The sequence below is a fragment of the Streptomyces sp. NBC_00435 genome (assembly GCF_036014235.1).
GTDB lineage: Bacteria > Actinomycetota > Actinomycetes > Streptomycetales > Streptomycetaceae > Streptomyces.
In genome coordinates this window covers 7,743,424-7,764,238 of record NZ_CP107924.1, presented here as the reverse complement: position 1 = coordinate 7,764,238, position 20,815 = coordinate 7,743,424, and the positions used below count along the sequence as shown (strand labels likewise).

Below are 20,815 nucleotides of genomic sequence, written 5' to 3'. Positions count from 1 at the left end.
TCAGTCGCGGGCTCCGTCGCCGGAGGCGCACGAACCCTTCGCGGTGAGGTCCGCGGTGTGGCAGGCCTCGGGCGCCGCTTCGGAGCAGGTGTCGCCCGCCCAGGCCCGGCAGGCGTTCATCTCGCAGCCCGCACGGGCCGATGCGGGCGCGTCGCAGTGCCGGCAGGCCGCGACCCCGCAGAAGGCGCACATCTGCGAACCGGTCCCGCACCCGCCCGGCGTGGGCGCCGGCCAGCCAGCCTGGGACCCGGGCGCCGGCGTGCTCCGGGCACGGCGAAGCCCGACCGGCCGAAGGGGTCGGCGAGGAGCAGTGCCCAGGGTGCCCCGTGCGATCAGGGATCCGTCCACCGGGACGGCCCGGACGTGCACGGTGAAGGCCTGGTTCAGTACGCCATCCCCATGGTCGCGCGGACCTCGCTGAGCGTGGCCTCGGCGACGGCGCCGGCCCGTTCGTTGCCGGCCCTCAGCACTTCGCGTACGTGCCCGCGGTCGGCCGCGAGCTCCGCACGGCGCGCCCGCAGCGCTGCGAGACGCTCGTTGACCGCCTCGGTGACGGCCTTCTTGAGGTGCGCGGCGCCACCGTCGCCGATCTCCTCCGCGACCGTCCGCGGGTCCCGCTCCTGGCACAGGGCGGCGAGCAGGACGAGGCTGGATACCTCGGGGCGGGTGGCCGGGTCGTAGCTGATGCGGCGGGTCGCATCCGACCTGGCTCCCTTGATCAGGCGGGCGGTCTCGTCGGCGGTGGCCGACAGGGTGATGGCGTTGCCGCGCGACTTGCTCATCTTGGTGCCGTCGGTGCCGAGCAGCAGCGGGGCCGCGGACAGTAGGGCTTCGGGCTCAGGGAACACCTGACTGCCCTGGCCGTAGCGGTCGTTGAAGCGCCGGGCGATGGTGCGCGTGACTTCCAGGTGCGGGAGCTGGTCCTGTCCGACGGGTACCAGGTTGGCCTTGCAGAAGAGGATGTCGGCGGCCTGGTGGACCGGGTAGGTGAACATCAGCCCGCTGACCGAAGCCTGCCGGGAGTGGGCGATCTCGTCCTTGACGGTCGGGTTGCGCCGCAGCTCCGCCACCGAGACCAGGGAGAGGAAGGGGAGCAGCAGCTGGTTGAGTGCGGGCAGCGAGCTGTGCGTGAAGATCGTGGACCGCTCGGGGTCGATCCCGGCGGCCAGGTAGTCGAGGACCAGGTCCTCGACGTGCTCGGCGAGGTGTTCGGCGACGTCCCGGTCGGTGAGGACCTGGTAGTCGGCCACGATCACGAAGGTGTCCACGCCCAGGTCCTGGAGCCGGACCCGGCCCTGCAGGGTGCCGAAGTAGTGCCCCAGGTGCAGCCGTCCGGTCGGCCGGTCACCGGTCAGCACTCTGAACCGGCCCGGATCGGCGGCGATCAGCCCCTCCAGCTCGGCGCTGCGCCGCCGTGCCACCGGGAGGTCGGGGGCCGGGGAGGTGTCCGGGTCCTGCGTGCTCATGGTGCTCTCCTGCTCGGTAGTCGGCGGTGCCGGGGGCGGCCGGCCGGGGGCGGGCCGCATGCCGGGGCTCCGGGCCTTCGCCCCTCAGTGGTGCCCGTTCGGTCCGTCGTCGCGCCCTGTGGGTGCGCGCATTCGCACCCGTGGGGGAACCCGCGGCCCGGGGCGCCCAACGCGCGCGTGATCCAGGTTCGCGCCGGGTGAAGAGACCGGCCACACCTCCACACCTGAACCAGAGGCAGACCAGATGTTCCAGATATACGCCCCGAACCGGGCCAGTTCCACACCCCGAGGACGAGAGGGGACGGTTGGCGGTGGTCCAGTCGTCGAAGGTCCCGGGTCGAGGGAAGGTCCGGCGGACCGAAGGTCCCGCATCGGCGGGCTGGCGCGCCGTAGCGCGTGACGGGACCGGCCCCGCCGTCCTGCCCGGACGCCTGGGCGCTCCCGGTCGTGCCGTCCGGTACAGGTCAGCCGAGGGTGAGCCGCACCTCGTAGCGGTCGGCCCGGTAGGTCTCATCGGTGTCGGCGCAGGGGATGCCGTCCGCGTCGAGCGCGAGGCGGCGGGTGTTCAGGACGGGCGAGGGGCCGCTCAGTTCCAGCAGGCGCTTCTGCCCTGCGTCGGCGAGCGCGGCGCGGGCCGTGTACCGGGCGCCGACGGGGACGTGCCCGGCGGCGGCCAGAACGCCGAAGAGGGATGCGGTGGTGAAGTCCGCCCCGGGCGCGGCCGGGGCGACCGCGAGGGGGACGAGGTCGTAGGTCACGCACACCGGAAGGCCGTCCAGGAAGCGCAGCCTGCGCAGCTCGAAGAGGGCGTCCCGGGTGGCGAGTTGAAGGCGTTCGGCCTCCTGTGAGGTGGCCGGCCGGGTGCGGGCGCGCAGCACACGGGCGGTGACCGCGCGGCCCAGGCCCCGGTTCAGCTCACCGAAGTCGGCCAGGCCGGCCCGGTCCGCCGAGTGGCTGAAACCGACCCGCCGCACTCGCCAGCCGCGCCGCTCGGACGACTCGACCAGCCCGTCCTCCTCCAAGGCCTTGAGGGTCCGGCGCAGGGTGGAGCGGCTGATGCCGAGCTGCTCGCACAGGTGCCGCTCCGAGGGCAGCCGCTGCTCCGGGGCCAGGACGCCGGCCGCGACGGCGTGCGCCAGGGCCTGCTTGGCCAGGACGTACGGCGGCTGGGCGCCGTCGGGTGACACGGGGCTGAACACCGGATCCAAGGACATGACCGACTCCCGCTTCCCCTGGGCCCGCGGCGGCGGCCCGGCCCGGGCGGGGCCGTGAGCCGGGCGGAGCGGCGCGGGCCGGGGCGCCCGCACCGCATCTGGTACCAGTCTGGTACATGCGGGCGGGAAGGCCCACCCGGACGCCAAGGACGCCCAGCGGCCGGAAAACGGTGCGGAAACGATGCAACTTGGCGGACCCCGCACGGCTGGCGAGGCTCGTCCCATGGACGACCACACCTACGGGCACTCCTACGGGCGCACCCACGGCCACGCCCTCCCCGCGGAAGCGGCCGTGGACCGGGACGCCGCCCTCTCCGCGCTCCTCGCCGCGGGTGACGAGGACGTCATGGAGGCCGTGTACGTACGCTGGCGGCCGCTGGTGCACGCGATGGCCCGGCGGTCGCTCGGTGACGAGCGGGAGGCCGAGGACGTGACCCAGCAGGTTTTCCTCGCCGCCTGGCGCGGCCGGGGCGGCTACCGTCCGGGACCTGGCGGGCCCGGGGCCTGGCTGACGGGGATCACCCGCCACAAGGTCGCCGACGCACTGGAGGCCCGTACCCGGCGGGCCCGGGTCGCGGCCGCCGCCGCGCTGGAGGCCTGCGGGGACGGCCGCTCACCCGCCTGTGCCGGACGGCCGGGGCCTGAGCAGGCCGTGGACCGGGTTCTGGTGCTCGGGGAGCTGGCCCGGCTTCCGTTCACGCAGCGCAGGGTACTGACCCTCGCCTTCTACGCCGACCTCTCCCAGAGCCAGATCGCCGACCGCACCGGACTCCCGCTGGGCACCGTCAAGAGCCACATGCGGCGGGCGCTGCACGTCCTGCGGCAGTCGCTGGGGCCGGGCCCAGTACCAGCGCCTCGATGACCGCGAGGCCCGAACGGAGCCCGAACAGCCGTTCCGCGTACGGGCCTTGGGCGTCCACACCCCAGCCCGGGCCCGCCAGCAGCAGCGCCGAACGGCCGCGCGCGCCGCGCAGCCCCCATTCGATGCCGGCCACCGAGCGGGCCAGGACCCGGTCCGCCGTCGTACGGGACTGCGACCAGAGCACGGTGGCCCGGGGCCCCGTACGCCGGACCGCGTCACGCAGCGCTTCGGCGGGCAGGGCCGCACCGAACATCCGTACCGGCAGGCCCCGTTCGCCGAGGACCGCGGCGAGGGCCTCGATCGGCAGACTGTGCAGTTCACCGGGTACGCAGGCGAGGAGCACGGGGATCGCACCGGCCCGCTCGCGGGCGGGCCGGACGCGGTGCAGGGCCGCCGAGACGTGCCAGGACAGGAGGTGCTCCACCTCGACGTAGCTCTCCCCCGCCGAGGCCCATTTGCGTCCCACGGCATGCAGGGTGGGCGCGATGATCTCCTCCCAGGCCGTGACCGGGCCGTGCTCCGTGAGGGCGGCGTCCAGCAGGCGCGCCACGGCCGGCGCGTCCAGGCGTACGGCGGCTCGCGCGAGCCCTCTGGCCTCCGGCCGGACCTCCCCGAGGGGAAGGGCCCCTGGCCCACCCGGGGTCAGTGCCCGGTGCGGGCCCGGTGCCCGGTGCGGGGTCGCGGTGGGAGCGCCGGCCGGTTCTTCGGCGGGTGCGCCGAGCGCGGCGCGGGCCGCCTCGGACGGGGGCACGCCCCGCGCGGTGAGCCGGCACATCTCCTCCAGGCGGGCGATGTCGCGGGGCGTCCAGCGGCGGTGCCTGCCGTCCTCGCGCTGGGCGGGGCCGATGGCGTAGCGGCGTTCCCAGGAGCGCAGGGTGGTCGGGGAGACGCCGAGGCGGCGGGCGACCGCGCCGGTGCTCAGGGCGGGCTCGGGGGGCGGCGGCACGGGGTCCACCCGCCTCAGGATACGGCGCCGGGGCGACCCTGGCGGAAGCGGCCGAGGCCGTCGGCGAGATCGACCAGCGGGTCCGGGTAGTCGTACCGGGCCCGCTCCAGGCCCTCCAGCCGCCAGGGCTCGTGGACCCGGGGTGCGGGCAGTTCTGCCAGTTCGGGGACCCAGCGGTGGACGTAGCGACCCTCGGGGTCGTAGCGCAGGCCCTGGCGGACGGGGTTCAGGACCCGGTTGGGGCGGGTGTCGGTGCCGGTACCGGCCACCCACTGCCAGTTGAGCTGGTTGTTGGCGACGTCCCCGTCGACGAGGAGGCCGAGGAAGTGGCCGGCTCCGGTGCGCCAGTCCACGTAGAGGGTCTTGGCGAGGAAGCTCGCGGCGAGCAGCCGGGCCCGGTTGTGCATCCAGCCCTCGTGGGCGAGCTGGCGCATGGCGGCGTCGACCACCGGGTAGCCGGTCCGGCCGTCCTTCCAGGCCTGTACCTCCTCCTCGGCCTGGGCTCCGGTGCGCCAGCGGTCCTGGCGGGTGCGGTAGTCCTCGGTGGCGGCCCGGGGGCGGGCGGCGAGGACCTGGTGGTGGAAGTCGCGCCAGCACAGCTGCCGTACGAAGGCCTCGGCGCCGGGTCCGCCGGCCGCACGGGAGCGGTGAACCGCCTCGACGGGCGACAGGGTCCCGAAGTGGAGGTGTGCGGAGAGGTGGGAGGTGGCGTCCGCGGCCATGTCGTCGTGGACGTCCTCGTAGCGGGTGATCCCGGCGCGCAGCCAGCCGGTCAGCAGCCGCCGGGCCTCGCCCTCGCCGCCGCGCGCGAGCCCCGGGGAGACCCCGGTGACGGCGGAGCGTGCGGGCAGCGGCTCGGAACCGACGCCGTCCGGTACACGGATGAGCCGCGGGGCGGTGGTGACGGGGCGCGGGGGCAGTTCCGTCCAGCGGCGCAGGTAGGGGGTGAAGACCGCGAAGTGGTCGGAGCCGGAGCCGGCGGGGAGGACGGCGCCGGGGGCGACGGCGGTGATGACGGTGTCGTGGACGTAGAGGCGGCGGCCCATGGCCTCCAGGGCGGCGCGCAGCCGTTCCTCACGGTCCTGTGCGTAGCCGCTGACCCCGGCGGCCATGTGCACCTCGTCGGCGTCGGTCTCCTGGACGAGGGCGCAGACCTCGGCGACGGGGTCGCCGGACCGGATCACGAGGCGGCCGCCCCGGTCGCGCAGCCCGGTGTCGAGGGCGGCGAGGCAGTCGGCGAGGAAGGCGAGCCGGTTGGGCGCGGCGAAGCCGGTGGCGGCGATGGCGCGGTCGCGCACGAAGAGCGGGACGACGCGGTCGCAGGAGGAGAGCGCGGCGCGCAGTGGCGGATGGTCGTGGAGCCGCAGGTCGGAGGTGTACAGGACGACGGCGATGTTCATGCGCGCTCGGCTCCGCGTCGGGGTGGTGGGTGGGTGGCATTGACTGTCGAAGGGGTCTTCGGCCCCGGGGTCCTGCCCGGATGCGGCGACTCGGGAGGCGCGGTACGGCGACGACGGGCCGGCGCCGGGGGTGAGGTCCGGCGGTACGCCCGGGGCAGGCCGGACCGAGGTGGGGACCGCCGGACGCGCGGGCCCAGGCCGGAGCCCGGGACGGGGACGGCCGCACGGGCGGTGGCAGGCCAGAGCCAGATGGCAACCGCCGCACGCCCGGGCCCAGGCCGGAGCCCGGGACGGGGACGGCCGCACGGGCGGTGGAGGGCCGGAGCCAGATGGCAACCGCCGGACGCCCGGGCCCAGGCCGGAGCCCGGGACGGGGACGGCCGCACGGGTGGTGGAGGGCCGGAGCCAGATGGCAACCGCCGGACGCCCGGGCCCAGGCCGGAGCCCGGGACGGGGACGGCCGTACGGGCGGTGGCAGGCCGGAGCCCGGGACGGGGACGGCCGTACGGGTGGTGGCAGGCCGGGGCCAGATGGCAACCGCCGCACGCCCGGGGCCACGCCGGGACCCGGGGCGGGGACCGGCGTACGGGTGGTGGCAGGCCTGCGCCCGCGACCAGGACCGCACCCCGGCGGTGGCGGGCCGGCACCGTGTCGGGGACCGCCGTACGCGTGGTGGCAGCTCGGAGCCAGGTGGGGCCGCAGCACGCCCGGGGCCGGCCCGGTGCCGCGTCGAGGACCGCCGACATGCGGCGGCGGGCCGGCGCCCGCGTCGGAGACCGCCGCATGCCCGGGGCAGGCCGGAGCCGGGACGGGGGCCGCCGTACACCCCGGAGGGTAGGCCGCGCCCCGGTCGGGACCACCGCAGACCCGGGTGCAGGCCCGGTGCCCGCGTCGGCGATCGCCGTACGTGCAGTGGCGGGCCGGAGCCCGGGCACCGGCGGGCCCGCAGGCGGTGGGAACCGCTGAACACCCGGGGCAGGCCGGACCCCGGGCCTGGAACCGCCGCCCGGACAGCGGCGGGCCCGCGCCACGTGGCACCTGCACGTACCCAGGGGCAAACCGCGCCCCCCGGTCGGGACCGCCGCACACCCAGGGGCAAGCCAACGTCCAGGGCGCGGACCACCGCCCGCGCGGTGGCGGGCCGGCGCAAGGCGCGAACCGGCGAACGCCCGATGGCAAGCCTGCGCCAGGTGCGGCCCGCCGTGCACACCCAGGGGCAAGCCGCGCCCCTCGGCCCGCCGCACGCCCACCAGCGGCCTGCGCCCCGAGCAGGGACCGCCGCACAGCGGGGGCCATTTCACGTGCTCGGCGCGACGAGGACCCAGGGGGACCGGATGGCGACGGGGCGCCGGTGGGCTGGCGCTCGCGGGCCGGCGTGGGCGTGAGGCAGAGGGCTGCGCGCGCGGGGCCCGACCGATGCGGTGGATGCCGTCATCCGCCTGCCGGGGCCGCGTCCGCCCCGCGTCCCTGCCCGTCCGCGGCTCCGGCCGGGCCGGACACCGGGGGGCGCGGCTCGTCAGTGGAGGTCGGAGCAGCGGCGACTTCCTGGCGTTCGGCCGCGCGGGCGATGTTGCGGGCCATGCCCCCGAAGACGACGGCGTGGAAGGGGGACACGCTCCACCAGTAGAGGTGACCGAGCAGGCCGTGCGGGTGGAACAGGGCCCGCTGCCGGTACCGGGAGCCGGTGGCACCGCCGTCCGAGGCGGGGGCCACCGGGGAAGTGTGCGGGACCCCGTCCGAGCGGCCCATTCGCCCCTGCGTGGTGGAGGGCGCCCTGCGCGAGAGCTCTGCCCCACCCGGTGAGGCCGACGGGGCCCCTCGCCCACGCTCCGCCGAACCCGGGCCGGACGAGGACGGGGCCACACCCCCAGGGACAGCCCCACCCGGGGAAGTCGATGAACGCCCAGCGGTTGGCGGCGCCGGGCTCGGAGCCGGCGGGGGTGGCAGCGGAGTCCCGGAGGGTGGGTCGGCGTGCAGTTCCAGCCAGGCCAGGCCCGGTAGCCGCATTTCCGCGCGCAGCCGCAGCAGGCGGCCCGGTTCGATCTCCTCCACCCGCCAGAAGTCGAGGGAGTCCCCCACCCGCAGCCGGGCGGCGTCGCGCCGCCCGCGCCGGATGCCGACACCGCCGACGAGCCGGTCCAGCCAGCCCCGTACGGCCCAGGCCAGCGGGAAGGAGTACCAGCCGTTGTCCCCGCCGATGCCCTCCACGACCCGCCAGAGCGCGGCCGGGGAGGCGTCCACGGCCACCTCCCGCTCGTCGGTGTACAGGCTGCCGCCGGCCCAGTCGGGGTCGGTGGGCAGCGGGTCGCTGGGCGCGCCGGGGAGGGAGGCCGAGGACCAGCGGGTGGTCACCTTGGCCTCCCGCACCCGTTGCAGGGCCAGCGACAGGGCGAGGTCGAAGTCGATCGGGGCGCCGGGCGGGTCGGGTACCCAGTCGGCGATGTCGTGCTCGTCGCAGACCACCTCGTGGCGCAGCGATTCCGCGAGGGGCCGCGCCAAGGCTCTGGGAACGGGGGTCACCAGGCCGATCCAGTGGCTGGACAGGCGCGGGGTCAGCATGGGGACGCGCAGGATGAGCCGCCGGGGCAGCTCCGCCACGAGGGCGTAGCGGCGCATCATCTCCTCGTACGTGACCACGTCCGGGCCGCCGATGTCGAAGGTCCGGCTGACCTCGGGCGGCATGGTGGCGCTGCCGACGAGGTAGCGCAGGACGTCCCGGACGGCGATGGGCTGGATGCGGGTGCCGACCCAGCTGGGGGTGACCATGACGGGCAGCCGCTCGGTGAGGTAGCGCAGCATCTCGAAGGACGCGGAGCCCGAGCCGATGATGACGGCGGCCCTCAGTACGGTGGCCGGGACCCCGCAGGCGAGGAGGATCTCGCCGACCTCGGCGCGGGAGCGCAGGTGCGGGGAGAGGTCCCGGGGCGGGACGTCGGCCGGGGTGAGTCCGCCGAGGTAGACGATCCGGCGTACTCCGGCCGCGCGGGCCCGTTCGCCGAAGGTCCGGGCGGCGGCGCGGTCGCGCTCCTCGAAGCCCGGGCCGGTTCCGAGGGCGTGCACGAGGTAGTACGCGACGTCGATGCCGCGCAGGGCCTGCTCCAGGGATTCGGCGTCGGTGACGTCTCCGCGCACCACCTCGGCACGGGCGACCCAGGGGTGGTCGCGCAGCTTCTCCGGGGAACGCGCCAGGCAGCGCACGCGGTGTCCGGCGTCGAGGAGTTCCGGCACCAGGCGGCCGCCGATGTAGCCGGTGGCTCCGGTGACCAGGCAGTGCAGGCCCGGGCCGTCATTCCGGGGTGACGTGTCCGTACCGTTCAGGGGTGTCCGCGCCGCCATGGTGTCTCCGCTCGTCGTACCCGCCGGGCCCCTGGCGGAAGCCCGTCGTTCCCGTCGTCCGGGGCGTCACCGTCGTCCGGGCCGTCCCGGGCGGCTCGGGCGGTCCCGATGTCGCCGCCGATCCCGCCGCCGTCGTTACCGCCGCCGGCCTCGCCGTCGCCGCCGTCGTTCCGTGTCCCCAGGAGGAATTCCGTCGGGTGGGCCCGTCCGGATGCGCGGACCGGGCGTTCGTTCCCACGGGCCGTCGGCCCCCCCGGGGGCCGCACGAGCGGGCAGGCCGCCGATGCCGGGCAGACGGTCGCTCGCCCCCTCCCGTCCCAGCTCAGCACAGAACCGCACTCCCCACCTGCCGTACCGCACCTGCCGTAACGCCGCACCCCCACCCCTGCGACGTCCGAGGCGTCCTCGGCCCCTCGGCCGCTCGGCTTCTCCGGGACGGACTCGACCGTTTGTCACAAAGCCCACCCCCACACATCCGAGACCCCCTCCGGCTCCGAAGTAACCGTGAAAGCGTGAGGAAGGGAGCGAGATGACCGGGCGAGGACGACCGCGCACAGCCGTGGTCGGCGGGGGTGTCTCGGGGCTGACGGCCGCATACGTGCTGGCCAGGACCCACGAGGTGACCCTGTACGAGGCGGACGACCGGCTGGGCGGGCACGCCCACACCCACGAGGTGAAAGGGTCCGACGGCCTGGTGCGCTCCGTGGATTCCGGGTTCATCGTGCACAACGACCGCACCTACCCCCATCTCCTGCGGCTCTTCCGCGAGTTGGGGGTTGCCACCCGGCCGACCACGATGAGCCTGTCGGTTTCCTGCGAGGGTTGCGGACTGGAGTACGCGGGGGCGCGCGGGCCGCGCGGACTGTTCGCCCGGCCCTCCAACGTGCTGCGCCCCGCCTACCTGCGGATGCTGGCGCGGGTGCCGGACTTCCACCGGCAGGCCCGGCGGCTGCTCGCGGCGCCCCCGGCGTCGCCCGAGATCACCTTGGGCGAGTTCCTGGACCGGGGCGGCTTCGGGCCGTACTTCACCGGGCACTTCGCCGTCCCGCTGGTGGCCTCGGTGTGGTCCTGCCCGCCGGGCGGCGCCCTGTCCTATCCGGCCCGCTACCTGTTCCGGTTCCTGGCCCACCACGGGATGCTCTCGGTGGGCGGATCCCCGAACTGGCGGACCGTCGAAGGCGGTTCGGCGCGCTACGTGGAGCGGGTCCATGAGGTACTCGGTCCGGGGGCCGTCCGCAGGGGCGCGCCCGTACGGTCCGTCGCGCGCACGGCGGACGGGGTGCTGATCACCACCGCCGACGCGGCCCCGGCCGCGTACGACGCGGTGGTGGTCGCCGTGCACGCCGATCAGGCGCTGGCGCTGCTGGCCGACCCGACGGAGGCCGAACGGTCGGTGCTCGGGGCTTTCGGCTACTCCCGCAACCGGACCGTGCTGCACACCGACGACTCCGTGCTGCCCCGCGCCCCGGGGGCCCGCGGCTGCTGGAACTACCGGCTGGACGGCTGCCGTCCGGCGGAGGCGCCCGTACAGGTCAGCTACGACATGGACCGCCTCCAGGGCCTGGACGCGCCGGAGCCGTACGTGGTCACCCTGGGTGGCGGCGAACGGGTGCGTCCGGACCGGGTGATCGCCGAGATGTTGTACGAACACCCGCTGTACACACCGGAGTCGGTGATGGCCCAGGCTCGGCTGCCCGGACTGTCCGGACCGGTGACGGCCTTCGCCGGCGCCTATCACGGCTGGGGCTTCCACGAGGACGGCTGCCGTTCGGGTGTGGAGGCGGCCGCGGCGCTGGGGGTGAGGTGGTGAGCGCCGTCCCGCCCGCAGCCGGGCCCCGGGAGAGCGCGGCGCCTCCGTGTCCCGCGCTCTACGACACCCGCATACGCCACGTACGGTCGGGCGGCGGGGATGGCGGGCCCTCGTACCGGCTGGGGCACCGCACGTACATGTGGCTGGTCGATCTGGCGGAACTCCCCCGGCTGCCCCGGCCATTGCGACCGCTGGCGCGTTTCGACGCGCGGGACCACTTCGGCGGCGGGGCGACCGTCCGGGCCGGTCTGGACGCCTTCCTCGCGGCGCGCGGGGCGACCCTCCCGGCCGGCTCCCGGGTGCTGATGCTGGCCCACGCCCGAGTGTTCGGCTACGTCTTCAACCCGCTGTCCGTGTACTGGTGCCAGGGTCCGGACGGTCGGCTGCTGCACGTGGTCGCCGAGGTGCACAACACCTACGGCGGCCGGCACGTCTACCTGCTCGGCCCGGAGGCCGCCCACGCGACCGCGCGTACGGCCAAGGAGTTCTACGTCTCACCCTTCTTCGGGGTGGACGGCGAGTACCGGATGCGGCTGCCGGTGCCCGGCGAACGGCTGGCGCTGTCGGTACGGCTGTCCGGCACCCCGGACGGGGCCGGGCTGACCGCGGCGGTGAGCGGCGAACGGCGCCGGGCCGGGGTGGCCGGTCTGCTGCGCGCCGCGCTGCGCCGTCCCTGGTCCACGGCCGCCGTGGCCGTGGGCATCCGGTTCCACGGCATCCGGCTGTGGCTGCGCGGACTCGAAGTGCGGCCGCGTCCCGCACACGTACCCCAGGAAGGTGTGAAGTGACGGTTTCGGCCCTTCCGGAGGTGCCGCCCTGTTCCCTGACGAGGGCGGCCGTCGGACGCGTGATCATCCGCCGGGCGCTGGACCGGCTCCCGCTCCAGGTCCGCATGGGCCGGGCGGGGCTGCTCGGCCGGGGCGGTCCGACCATGGCCGTCCACGACCCGCAGGCCTTCGAACGGCGGATCGCCGCCGAGGGGTTGATCGGCTTCGGCGAGTCCTACGTCGCCGGGGAGTGGGACGCCCAGGACCCGGTGGCGGTGCTGACGGTCCTGGCCGGCCACGTGGAGGCGCTGGTGCCGGCCCCGCTGCAGCGGCTGCGCGGGCTGTGGGCGGCGCGGCAGCCTTCCGCCGAACGCAACACTCCCGACGGTTCGCGGAGCAACATCAGGCGGCACTACGACCTGTCCAACGAGCTATTCGGGGAGTTCCTCGACCCGACGATGACCTACTCCTCGGCGGTGTTCCGCACGCTGCCCGCGCCCTGGCGGGAGCTGCCCGAGGCACAGCACCGAAAGATCGACATGCTGTTGGACCTGGCCGGGGTGGGCCCGGACACCCGGCTGCTGGAAATCGGCACCGGCTGGGGCGAGCTGGCCCTGCGGGCGGCCGGCCGCGGGGCCCGGGTGGTGACGCTGACCCTGTCGCGGGAGCAGCGGGAGCTGGCCCTGCGCCGGATCGCGGCGGCGGGCCTGGCCGACCGGGTGGAAGTGCGGCTGTGCGACTACCGCGAGGCGCGCGGCAGTTACGACGCCATCGTCAGCGTGGAGATGATCGAGGCGGTCGGCGCCGAGTACTGGCCGGTGTACTTCGCGACGCTGGACCGGATGCTGGCGCCGGGCGGGCGGGTGGCGCTCCAGGCGATCACCATGCCCCACGACCGGATGCTGGCCACCAAGGACACGTACACCTGGATCCAGAAGTACATCTTCCCGGGCGGGATGCTGCCCTCGGTGCAGGTGGTCGAAGAGATGGCCCGCAGGCACACCGGACTGCGGGTGACCCGGTGCGAGGGCTACGGGGCGCACTACGCGCAGACGCTGAGACTGTGGCGGGAGAGGTTCGCCCAGCGGGCGGACCGGGTGGCGGCCCTGGGCTTCGACGAGACCTTCCGACGGATGTGGACCTTCTACCTGGCCTACTGCGAGGCCGGGTTCGCCTCCGGCTACCTGGACGTGCACCAGATCCTGCTGACTGACGACGACGGCAGGGGCAGGGGACGGGACGCGGGCCGGGTCTGGGGTGACCAGCCGTGAACTGGTCCGGCTTCGGTGCCAATCTCGCGCTCGCGGCGGCCGTGACCCTCAGCGTCATGCTTGTCACCTTCGCGGTGGGCGTGCGCCGGCGCGTGCACCGGGTGGTCGACGTGGCCTGGGGCCTGGCCTTCGCCGCCGTGGCGGTGGCCACGTACGCCATGGCGGGCGGGGGCGGCGGGCGGGTCCTGCTGCTGACGGTGCTCACCGCGGTGTGGGGGCTGCGGCTGGCCGGGCACATCGCCTGGCGCGGCCGGGGCCACGGTGAGGACCCGCGCTACGAACGGATGCTCGCCCGGGCGGCCCCGGGCGACCGGAACCTGTACGCGCTGCGCATGGTGTACCTGCTCCAGGCGGCGTTGGTGTGGCTGGTGTCGCTTCCGGTACAGGCGGGGGCGTACGTGGGCGGGCGGCCCGGGGCGCTCGCGGCGGCAGGGGCGCTGCTGTGGCTGGCGGGACTCGGCTTCGAGGCGGTGGGCGACCACCAGCTGGCCCGGTTCAAGGCCGATCCCGCCAACCGGGGCCGGATCATGGACCGTGGGCTGTGGTCCTGGACCCGGCATCCGAACTACTTCGGGGACTTCTGCGTGTGGTGGGGGATCTACCTGGTGGCCTGCGGATCGGTGACAGTCGCCGCCGTCTCGCTGGTGGCCCCGCTGACCATGTCGTACCTGCTGATCGCGGGCAGCGGAAAGCGACTGCTGGAGCGGCACATGTCCGGCCGGCCCGGATACGCCGGGTACCGCGCGCGGACAAGCGGCTTCCTGCCGCGGCCGCCTCGGCGGGTGCGGGAGCACCCGCGGGACGAGGGCTGAGCGGGAGGGCGGTGGCCGGCGGACTCCGCGGGTGCTCCGGATCCGGCGGCCGTTACCTCCGGGGTAATCGCACCGCCCGACCGCCCCGGCTACGTTCTGGCCATCACCCCACCGGAACAAGGAGGACCGTGGTGTCCGCATACGGCTTCGCCCATCTCCGCAGCCGCCGGAATCACTCCGACATCGCCGAGTACCTGGAGCGCATCCAGGCGACCCTCGACCCCTTCGCGGGCCGCTTCGTCATCCACGGTCCGCCGACCGAGGTCGTGGAGGGCAGCTGGCCCGGCAGCATGGTGCTGATCGAGTTCCCCGGCCTGACCGAAGCACGTGCCTGGTACGCCTCTCCCGGCTACCGGGCCATCCTGAGACTGCGTACCGACCATGTCGAGGGTGACCTGCTGCTGATCGAGGGCGTCGGGCCGGACTACGACCCTGCCGAGCGGGCCCGATCGCTGCGGCCGTAGTTCGTAGGGCGGAGGACGGAGGGCTGAGGGCCCCGGCCGGAGGAGTGTCCCGGAGCTCCTGCCCGCCACGCCGTCAGGAGACCGACGGAGAAGCGAGTTCCCGTACGGTCGCCATGTCGCTGAAGGGGAGCAGTTCCTCGCCGACGATCTGATGCGGCTCGCTGCCCTTCCCCGCGACCAGGACGATGTCCTCGGGCCGCGCCGCGGCCAGCGCCAGGCCGATGGCCCGGCGGCGGTCGGTGGAGCGCTCGTACGGCGTACCGGTGCCCTCGATGCCCGGGGCGATCTGGTCCAGGATCGTTTCGGGGTCCTCGGTGCGCGGATTGTCCGAGGTCAGCACGCACAGGTCGGAGTGGGTCCCGGCGATCCGGCCCATCTCGGCCCGCTTGGTGGTGTCCCGGTCCCCGCCGCAGCCGAAGACGGTGATGACCCGGCCCCGGGCGAAACCGCGGATGGCCGTGAGGACCTTGTCGAGGGAGTCGGGCGAGTGCGCGTAGTCCACGATCACCGACGTGCCGCCGGGGGTCACGAAGCGCTCGAACCGGCCCGGGACGGGCGGCATCTGCGCGAGCGCGGCGACGAGTCCGTCCAGGTCGTGTCCCAGGACCTGACAGGCCGCCACGGCCGCCAGCGCGTTGGAGACCGAGAACCGGCCGGGGACCGGGATGGACGCCGGATACTCCCGGCCGGCGTGGTGCAGGGTGAACCGCGTGCCCGAGGCGTCCGCGATCAGGTCCGTGGCCCGGAAATCGGCCTCCGTGTCGAGGCCGTACGTCGTCACCGCGCCCGGCATCATCGCCCGGATCCCGGCCCCCACGGGGTCGTCCATGTTGACCACGGCGTGCCGGCACAGCCCCTGGAACAGCCGCAGTTTGGCATTCGTGTAACGGGCCATCGTGCCGTGGTCGTCCAGGTGGTCCTGGGTGAGGTTGGTGAAGACGCCGACGTCGACGAACGTCCTGTCCACCCGGTAGGTCTGCAGGGCCATCGAGGTGGCCTCCAGCACCACGCTGCCGGTTCCCTGGTCCCGCATGCGGCCCAGGAGGTACTGAAGGTCGGGCGACTCCGGTGTGGTCAGCACCGTCGGTGGCATCGGGATCATCTCGTCGCCGATCCGGCTGCCCGCCGTACCGATCACGCCGACGGAGGCGCCCTCGGAGATCCTCAGCAGCGACTCCACCATGTAGGAGATGGACGTCTTCCCGTTGGTCCCGGTGACCGCGACCATGTCCATGTGCCGGCCCGGCTCGCCGAAGTAGCGGGAGGAGGCGACCGCAGCCGCCTTCCGGGTGTCCGGCACCCGTACGACGCACACCTCGGGGAGCAGTTCCTGTCCGCGCGGCGCGGCGGCTCCCTGCGCGTCGACGAGCACGGCCACGGCCCCGCGGGCGAGCGCCGCGCCGATGGAGTCGGGGCCGCCCCCGCGGTGACCGGGTACGGCGACGAAGAGCGAGCCCGGCACCACCCGGTCGACGTCGAAGGTGACCCCCGCGCTGATCCGGGTCGATCCGGCGTCGCCCTGGATGACATGGTGGTCGTGGCCGGTCAGTAGCCCGCTGAGTTTCACGGTGGTCCCTTCGAAGGCGGCTACGGCCCGGCGTGCGGCCCTCGCCTGGCGGCAGCGGCGACGGAGCGTCGGGCTGCGGTGACGGTGTGTGCGTGGGGGGGGAGTGTTGCGCCGCTCCCGAAGCGACGGGGCCGGTCCGGGGGTTTCGGGTGGTTCGGGGACGATCGTGGGGAGGTCCGGGGGCGATCCCGGGAGGTCCAGCACGGTCCCGGACGGTTTCCGGGAAGATGCGTGGAGGTCCGCAGACGCCCGCGGGGGTCCGGGCGTGATGATCACACCGGGTCTGCCGGAACGGCGCCCGTCGCCGGTGGTGGTACGGGTGGTGCGGGGAAGGACCGGCCCGGGCGCGGTGGGGAAGCGCTAGCCGTGGCCGTGCAGGACGCCGCGGCCCACCGTGGGGGCCTGGCCGTCGAAGGCGGTCCGGGGGCTGACGCCCGTCCGGTCCGCGCAGGCACCACGCGCGGCGAAGGCGGCCTGCGGCAGGCACTCCCCCGTGATGCGTGTGCGGTTCATGGACCGAGTGTACGTGCGCCCACGCACCCCGCGCGCCGCGTCGACGCCCCGGCGGGGGAGCCCCGGCGCGGGCGGGCTCATTCCTCGAGGACCCACCGCCCGGCCAGGGCGAGCCGGGCCCGCATCAGGCCGGCGGGTTCGGTGAGTTCGATGCCCAGGGTCCGCGCGATCTGGTCGATGCGGCGGGCGACGCTGCTCCGGTTCCGGTCGAGGACGTCGGCGGCGCGGCGCAGGGAGCCGGTGTCGCGGTAGGCGTGCAGGGTCTCCAGGTCCTCGTCGCTGCCAGCGATCCGGGCGACGGCGGCCACGTCGGCGGTGCCGCGTGGGACAGCTGGGGGTGCCGAGCCGGTCGAGCGGGAGCCCCGGGGTGTTCGGCGGCGATGGCCAGCCGGGTCCAGCAGCACTTCGTCGAGCTGCCTGGGCGGTCCGGGGCGCTCCAGCCACACCATGCCGATCCCCTCCTCGTCGAGCGTGACCGGCACCCCGCCGGATGCGGGTGACGGAGGGTCCGGTGCCCGTCCGCCGTCGGGCGAGAAGCGGAGCACCTGCCCCGTGCCGTGCAGCCGCGGCCCCGCCACTCGTTCCGCCAGGCCCGCCGAGACCAGATGCAGCGCACGCTCCCGGTCCGTGCCCTCGACGGGACGACGGTCGAGTACGGCCTCGGTCTGCACCGGGTCGCCGTCCCGGACCACGGCACGTTCCGGGGCCCGGGCCCGGTACGGCGCGGGAGGTGTCCGGGGCCGGGGTGCATGGGGGGCTTTGCCGGTCACCGGACTGCGCGCGCCACCGGACTGCGCGCGCCGGAGTGTGGACGGCCCAGGTGGTTCACGCGTAGTACGCGGTGTACCCGGCCGACGGCCCGGCCGGGGAGAAGCCGTCGAAGTCCCCCGCTGCTTCGCAGCGCACCAGGCGGTCCAGGGCCGACCGAGCCTCTTCGGACCGGTGCGCGGCGAGGTAGGCCTCCGTCCGGTCGGGTCCGCCGCCGCAGAGGAGCTGGACGTCGATCGAGCGGTCGGCGTCGAAACTGGCCGTTTTGGCCCGCCGGATGAGCAGGACGTCTTCGAGTACGCCGGCGTGGAACAGCTGGACGCAGCACAGCTTCATCAACGGCGTGTCGCCCTGCCCCTGGATCTCCCCTTCAAGACGGGCCCGTTCGGCCCCGGGCGGTGTTGGACGGAGGTCGACCGGCACAGAACGGTAGCCGCTCGCCGTGCGCGGCCACCGCATGCGGCACGTCGCGAACGAACCGGGGCAAGAACGGCAGATGGGCCGGAGGATCTCGATCCGACGGTCAGTCATGCGTCGATGTCGCACCTGGGGGCTTCCAGAGCCATGTGATGTGTGCCATGTTACATCGCACACATCGTCACCGTGTGCGCGGCAGCGTTGGAATCCCCACCAACTCCCCTTGCCGCCACGGTGCTTACTCCCCACCGCCGTGTGCCAGCACGGCCGCTCACCGGCTCGGAGGCCCACCCCCCATGCGAAGAAGCCCCACGACCAAGGGCCGTGTCCGGCCCCTCATAGCCGCTCTGGCCTGCTGCCTGGGCCTGACCATGCTCGCCCCCGCCGGCCAAGCCCTCGCGCGCGAGGCGAAGGACCTCGCCCCGGTCTCGGCCCCGAAGTCCGGCGTCGCCCCGCAGCCCTCGACGCAGGCGGCCGCGGACGCCGCGCTGAGGGCGGGGCACGCCGACCGGCCCGACGCGGACCTGTCCGGGCGGGCCCCGCTCCGGGCCGCCGAGGACCCCGCGCAGGCCCGCCGGACCGGGAAGAACGACGCGAAGTCCGCCCCCGGGGCCGGCTCCCTCGCCGCGGCCTGCAACGTCTCGGACTTCACCTCCAAGACCGGCGCCGCCCTGGTCCAGCAGATCAAGGCCTCCGGCCTCGACTGCGTGAACACGCTGTTCCAGCTCAAGGGCACCGACGCGAAGGCCGCGTTCCGCGAGGCCCAGATGGTCTCGGTGTCCGACGCCCTGCGCTCCTCGGCCGCCGGCTACCCCGGCGACAACAGCACCTCCACCGGCCAGCTGGTGCTCTACTTGCGCGCCGGGTACTTCGTGCAGTGGTACAACGCGTCCACCGTCGGGACCTACGGCCCGGCCCTGAAGAGCTCCATCCAGGGCGCCCTGGACACCTTCTTCGCCGCGCCGCGCTCCGGCGACGTGACCGAGGCCAACGGGCAGACCCTGTCCGAGGCGGTCATCCTGGTCGACAGCGCCCAGGAGAACGCCCGCTACCTCGGCGTGGTCAAGCGACTGCTGTCCGGCTACAACTCCAGCTACGACAGCTCCTGGTCGATGCTGGCCGCGGTCAACAACGCCTACAGCATCCTCTTCCGCGGCCACCAGACCGCGGAGTTCCTGCCCGCCGTGCAGGCCGACCCCAGCATCCTCACGACACTGCGCGACTTCGCCGTCGCCCACGACGACCTGCTGGGCACCGACAAGACCTACCTCACGGCCAACGCCGGCCGCGAACTGGGACGTTTCCTGCAGCACCCGGCGCTCCAGGCGACCGTCCGCCCGCTGGTCAAGCAGTTGCTCGACCGCACCGCGATCACCGGCCGGACCTCGGGCCTCTGGGTGCCGCTGGCCGAGATGACCTCCTCCTACGACGCGGCCAACTGCGCCTACTACGGCACCTGTGACCTGCCGGCCCGGGTGCGCGCCGCCGTCCTGACCGTCAATCACACCTGCAGTCCGAGCCTGCGGATCGTCGCGCAGCAGATGACGGCCGCCGAACTCGCCGCCAGCTGCACCAGCCTGGCCAACCAGGACGCCTTCTTCCACGGTGTGGTCAAGGACGGCGGCCCGGTCGCGAACGACAACAACACCTCCCTGGAGGTGGTGGCGTTCGACTCCAGCGCCGACTACCAGACCTACGCCGGCGTCATCTTCGGCATCAGCACCGACAACGGCGGCATGTACCTGGAGGGCGACCCGGCCGCCGCCGGGAACCAGCCGCGCTTCATCGCCTACGAGGCGGAGTGGGTGCGGCCCGAGTTCCAGATCTGGAACCTCAACCACGAGTACACCCACTACCTCGACGGCCGCTTCGACATGTACGGCGACTTCGACCTGGGCATGACCACCCCGACCGTGATGTGGGTCGAGGGCTTCGCCGAGTACATCTCGTACTCGTACCGCAACGTCACCTACGACAAGGCCGTCACCGAGGCCGGCAAGAACACGTACAAGCTCAGCACCCTGTTCGACACCACCTACGACAACTCCGACTCCACCCGCGTGTACCAGTGGGGTTACCTGGCGGTGCGGTACCTGCTCCAGTCGCACCCGCAGGACGTGACCACCCTGCTCGGCCACTACCGCACCGGCAACTGGGCCGCCGCCCGCACCCTGCTGACCTCCACGATCGGTACGCGCTACGACGCCGACTTCGCGGCCTGGCTGGCCAGGTGCGCCGGCGGCGACTGCGGCGGCACCACCAACCCGCCGGCCAACCAGGCCCCGGTGGCCGGCTTCACCACCGCGGCGAACGCTCTGACCGTCAACTTCACCGACACCTCCACGGACGCGGACGGCACCATCGCCTCCCGCTCGTGGAACTTCGGTGACGGCGGCGCCGGGTCCACCGCCACCAACCCGGCCAGGACCTACGCCGCGGCCGGCACCTACACCGTCAAGCTCACCGTCACCGACAACAAGGGCGCGACCGCCACCACGAGCAAGGCCGTCACGGTCGGCACCGCCGGGCCCACCGAGTGCACCAACCCGGACGTCCGCGTACTGGGCGACAACTGCCGCCGGTCCAACGTCTCGGCCACCACCGGCAACTACGGGTACTTCTACCTGGACGTGCCCGCCGGCACCGGCTCGCTCAAGATCACGGTCTCGGGCGGAACCGGCAACGCCGACCTCTACTACAGCCCCACCGGCTGGGCCACCACCAGCAACTACGCGGCCAAGTCCACCCAGAGCGGCAACACCGAGACCCTCACCGTCAGCAACCCGCCGGCGGGCCGCGTCTTCATCAGCCTGTACGCCGTACAGGGCTTCGCCAACACCACCGTCTCAACCCGGTTCGGCGCCGCCGCCGCGGAGTGCACTGCCACCGACACCCGGGTACTGGGTGCGGACTGCGTCCGCTCCAACGTCTCCGCCACCGCCGGCAACTACCGCTACTTCTACGTGAACGTGCCGGCCGGCACCGCCTCGCTCCGGATCACCGCCTCGGGCGGAACCGGCAACGCCGACCTCTACTACAGCCCCAGCAGCTGGGCCACCACCAGCAACTACGCGGCCAAGTCCACCCAGAGCGGCAACACCGAGACCCTCACCGTCAGCAACCCCCCGTCCGGCTACCTCTACATCAGCCTCCACGCCGCCCAGGACTTCGGCGGCGTCACCGTCGCCAGCCAGTTCTGAGC

The 20,815-nt window shown here is 74.1% G+C and carries 17 protein-coding genes; 7 read left to right on the top strand and 10 right to left on the bottom strand.

Translation table 11 applies throughout. The annotated features are described in order from the left end of the window. From OG389_RS34980 to OG389_RS34970, 3 genes are all read right to left on the bottom strand, one after another. Complete coding sequence (locus OG389_RS34980) at positions 1–192, bottom strand: hypothetical protein (RefSeq protein WP_328303137.1); 192 nt, start codon at positions 190–192, stop codon at positions 1–3. A 191-nt stretch (positions 193–383) separates the two neighbouring features. Next, a complete protein-coding gene (gene trpS / locus OG389_RS34975; protein WP_328303135.1) occupies positions 384–1,466 on the bottom strand; it encodes a tryptophan--tRNA ligase in 1,083 nt (360 codons plus the stop codon). Between the two features lie 464 nt (positions 1,467–1,930). Next, the gene (locus OG389_RS34970) at positions 1,931–2,680 is read right to left on the bottom strand and encodes a GntR family transcriptional regulator (RefSeq protein ID WP_328303133.1); all 750 of its coding nucleotides are present in this window, start codon (positions 2,678–2,680) and stop codon (positions 1,931–1,933) included. Positions 2,681–2,903: 223 nt separating this feature from the next. Here OG389_RS34970 and OG389_RS34965 point away from each other — a divergent pair, with 223 nt between their 5' ends. Further along, a complete protein-coding gene (locus OG389_RS34965) occupies positions 2,904–3,542 on the top strand; it encodes an RNA polymerase sigma factor (protein WP_328303131.1) in 639 nt (212 codons plus the stop codon). Here the strand turns inward: OG389_RS34965 and OG389_RS34960 are convergent. The 3 genes from OG389_RS34960 to OG389_RS34950 all read right to left on the bottom strand — a co-directional run bounded on the left by OG389_RS34960 (position 3,466) and on the right by OG389_RS34950 (position 9,224). Further along, positions 3,466–4,497, bottom strand: coding sequence for a MerR family transcriptional regulator (locus tag OG389_RS34960; RefSeq protein ID WP_443059394.1), 1,032 nt, complete (start codon positions 4,495–4,497; stop codon positions 3,466–3,468). The two genes, OG389_RS34965 and OG389_RS34960, sit on opposite strands and share 77 nt — an antisense overlap. 5 nt (positions 4,498–4,502) lie before the next feature. Next, on the bottom strand, positions 4,503–5,888 hold the full coding sequence (locus OG389_RS34955; RefSeq protein WP_443059393.1) for a cryptochrome/photolyase family protein: 1,386 nt from the start codon (positions 5,886–5,888) through the stop codon (positions 4,503–4,505). Positions 5,889–7,319: 1,431 nt separating this feature from the next. Further along, complete coding sequence (locus tag OG389_RS34950) at positions 7,320–9,224, bottom strand: SDR family oxidoreductase (protein ID WP_328303129.1); 1,905 nt, start codon at positions 9,222–9,224, stop codon at positions 7,320–7,322. A gap of 529 nt (positions 9,225–9,753) precedes the next feature. On the opposite strand from OG389_RS34950, the gene OG389_RS34945 reads away from it, so the two are divergent. The 5 genes from OG389_RS34945 (at position 9,754) to OG389_RS34925 (ending at position 14,348) form a co-directional block, all read left to right on the top strand. After that, positions 9,754–11,034 (top strand): NAD(P)/FAD-dependent oxidoreductase, encoded by a 1,281-nt coding sequence (locus OG389_RS34945; protein WP_328303128.1) that lies wholly within the window; start codon positions 9,754–9,756, stop codon positions 11,032–11,034. After that, on the top strand, positions 11,031–11,822 hold the full coding sequence (locus tag OG389_RS34940; protein ID WP_443059392.1) for a DUF1365 domain-containing protein: 792 nt from the start codon (positions 11,031–11,033) through the stop codon (positions 11,820–11,822). The genes OG389_RS34945 and OG389_RS34940 overlap by 4 nt, the downstream gene beginning before the upstream one ends. Next, complete coding sequence (locus tag OG389_RS34935) at positions 11,708–13,072, top strand: class I SAM-dependent methyltransferase (RefSeq protein ID WP_443059488.1); 1,365 nt, start codon at positions 11,708–11,710, stop codon at positions 13,070–13,072. The genes OG389_RS34940 and OG389_RS34935 overlap by 115 nt, the downstream gene beginning before the upstream one ends. A gap of 56 nt (positions 13,073–13,128) precedes the next feature. Continuing rightward, positions 13,129–13,884 (top strand): DUF1295 domain-containing protein, encoded by a 756-nt coding sequence (locus OG389_RS34930; protein WP_328304335.1) that lies wholly within the window; start codon positions 13,129–13,131, stop codon positions 13,882–13,884. Positions 13,885–14,015: 131 nt separating this feature from the next. Beyond that, on the top strand, positions 14,016–14,348 hold the full coding sequence (locus tag OG389_RS34925; protein ID WP_328303127.1) for a DUF1330 domain-containing protein: 333 nt from the start codon (positions 14,016–14,018) through the stop codon (positions 14,346–14,348). A gap of 73 nt (positions 14,349–14,421) precedes the next feature. Here OG389_RS34925 and OG389_RS34920 read toward each other — a convergent pair whose 3' ends face one another. The 4 genes from OG389_RS34920 to OG389_RS34905 all read right to left on the bottom strand — a co-directional run bounded on the left by OG389_RS34920 (position 14,422) and on the right by OG389_RS34905 (position 17,532). Next, positions 14,422–15,915, bottom strand: coding sequence for a UDP-N-acetylmuramoyl-L-alanyl-D-glutamate--2,6-diaminopimelate ligase (locus OG389_RS34920; RefSeq protein WP_328303126.1), 1,494 nt, complete (start codon positions 15,913–15,915; stop codon positions 14,422–14,424). Between the two features lie 360 nt (positions 15,916–16,275). Continuing rightward, entirely contained in the window at positions 16,276–16,428 is a 153-nt protein-coding gene (locus OG389_RS34915; protein ID WP_328303125.1) for a hypothetical protein, read from the bottom strand. 77 nt (positions 16,429–16,505) lie between these two features. After that, positions 16,506–17,120: a helix-turn-helix domain-containing protein gene (locus OG389_RS34910; RefSeq protein WP_328303124.1), complete on the bottom strand. Its 615-nt coding sequence runs from the start codon at positions 17,118–17,120 to the stop codon at positions 16,506–16,508. Positions 17,121–17,253: 133 nt separating this feature from the next. Then, positions 17,254–17,532: a hypothetical protein gene (locus OG389_RS34905; protein ID WP_328303122.1), complete on the bottom strand. Its 279-nt coding sequence runs from the start codon at positions 17,530–17,532 to the stop codon at positions 17,254–17,256. Positions 17,533–17,909: 377 nt separating this feature from the next. Between OG389_RS34905 and OG389_RS34900 the strand changes: the two genes are divergently transcribed. Then, positions 17,910–20,813 carry a collagenase gene (locus OG389_RS34900; RefSeq protein ID WP_328303120.1) on the top strand — a complete coding sequence of 968 codons (2,904 nt, stop codon included), beginning with the start codon at positions 17,910–17,912 and terminating at the stop codon, positions 20,811–20,813. The last annotated feature ends 2 nt before the right edge of the window (positions 20,814–20,815 follow it).

Bases quoted from the DNA above. Each gene is read 5' to 3' on its own strand.
- OG389_RS34980 (WP_328303137.1), bottom strand. From the start codon at position 192: ATGTGCGCCTTCTGCGGGGTCGCGGCCTGCCGGCACTGCGACGCGCCC.
- trpS (WP_328303135.1), bottom strand. From the start codon at position 1,466: ATGAGCACGCAGGACCCGGACACCTCCCCGGCCCCCGACCTCCCGGTG.
- OG389_RS34970 (WP_328303133.1), bottom strand. From the start codon at position 2,680: ATGTCCTTGGATCCGGTGTTCAGCCCCGTGTCACCCGACGGCGCCCAG.
- OG389_RS34965 (WP_328303131.1), top strand. From the start codon at position 2,904: ATGGACGACCACACCTACGGGCACTCCTACGGGCGCACCCACGGCCAC.
- OG389_RS34955 (WP_443059393.1), bottom strand. From the start codon at position 5,888: ATGAACATCGCCGTCGTCCTGTACACCTCCGACCTGCGGCTCCACGAC.
- OG389_RS34950 (WP_328303129.1), bottom strand. From the start codon at position 9,224: ATGGCGGCGCGGACACCCCTGAACGGTACGGACACGTCACCCCGGAAT.
- OG389_RS34945 (WP_328303128.1), top strand. From the start codon at position 9,754: ATGACCGGGCGAGGACGACCGCGCACAGCCGTGGTCGGCGGGGGTGTC.
- OG389_RS34930 (WP_328304335.1), top strand. From the start codon at position 13,129: ATGCTTGTCACCTTCGCGGTGGGCGTGCGCCGGCGCGTGCACCGGGTG.
- OG389_RS34915 (WP_328303125.1), bottom strand. From the start codon at position 16,428: ATGAACCGCACACGCATCACGGGGGAGTGCCTGCCGCAGGCCGCCTTC.
- OG389_RS34905 (WP_328303122.1), bottom strand. From the start codon at position 17,532: ATGAAGCTGTGCTGCGTCCAGCTGTTCCACGCCGGCGTACTCGAAGAC.
- OG389_RS34900 (WP_328303120.1), top strand. From the start codon at position 17,910: ATGCGAAGAAGCCCCACGACCAAGGGCCGTGTCCGGCCCCTCATAGCC.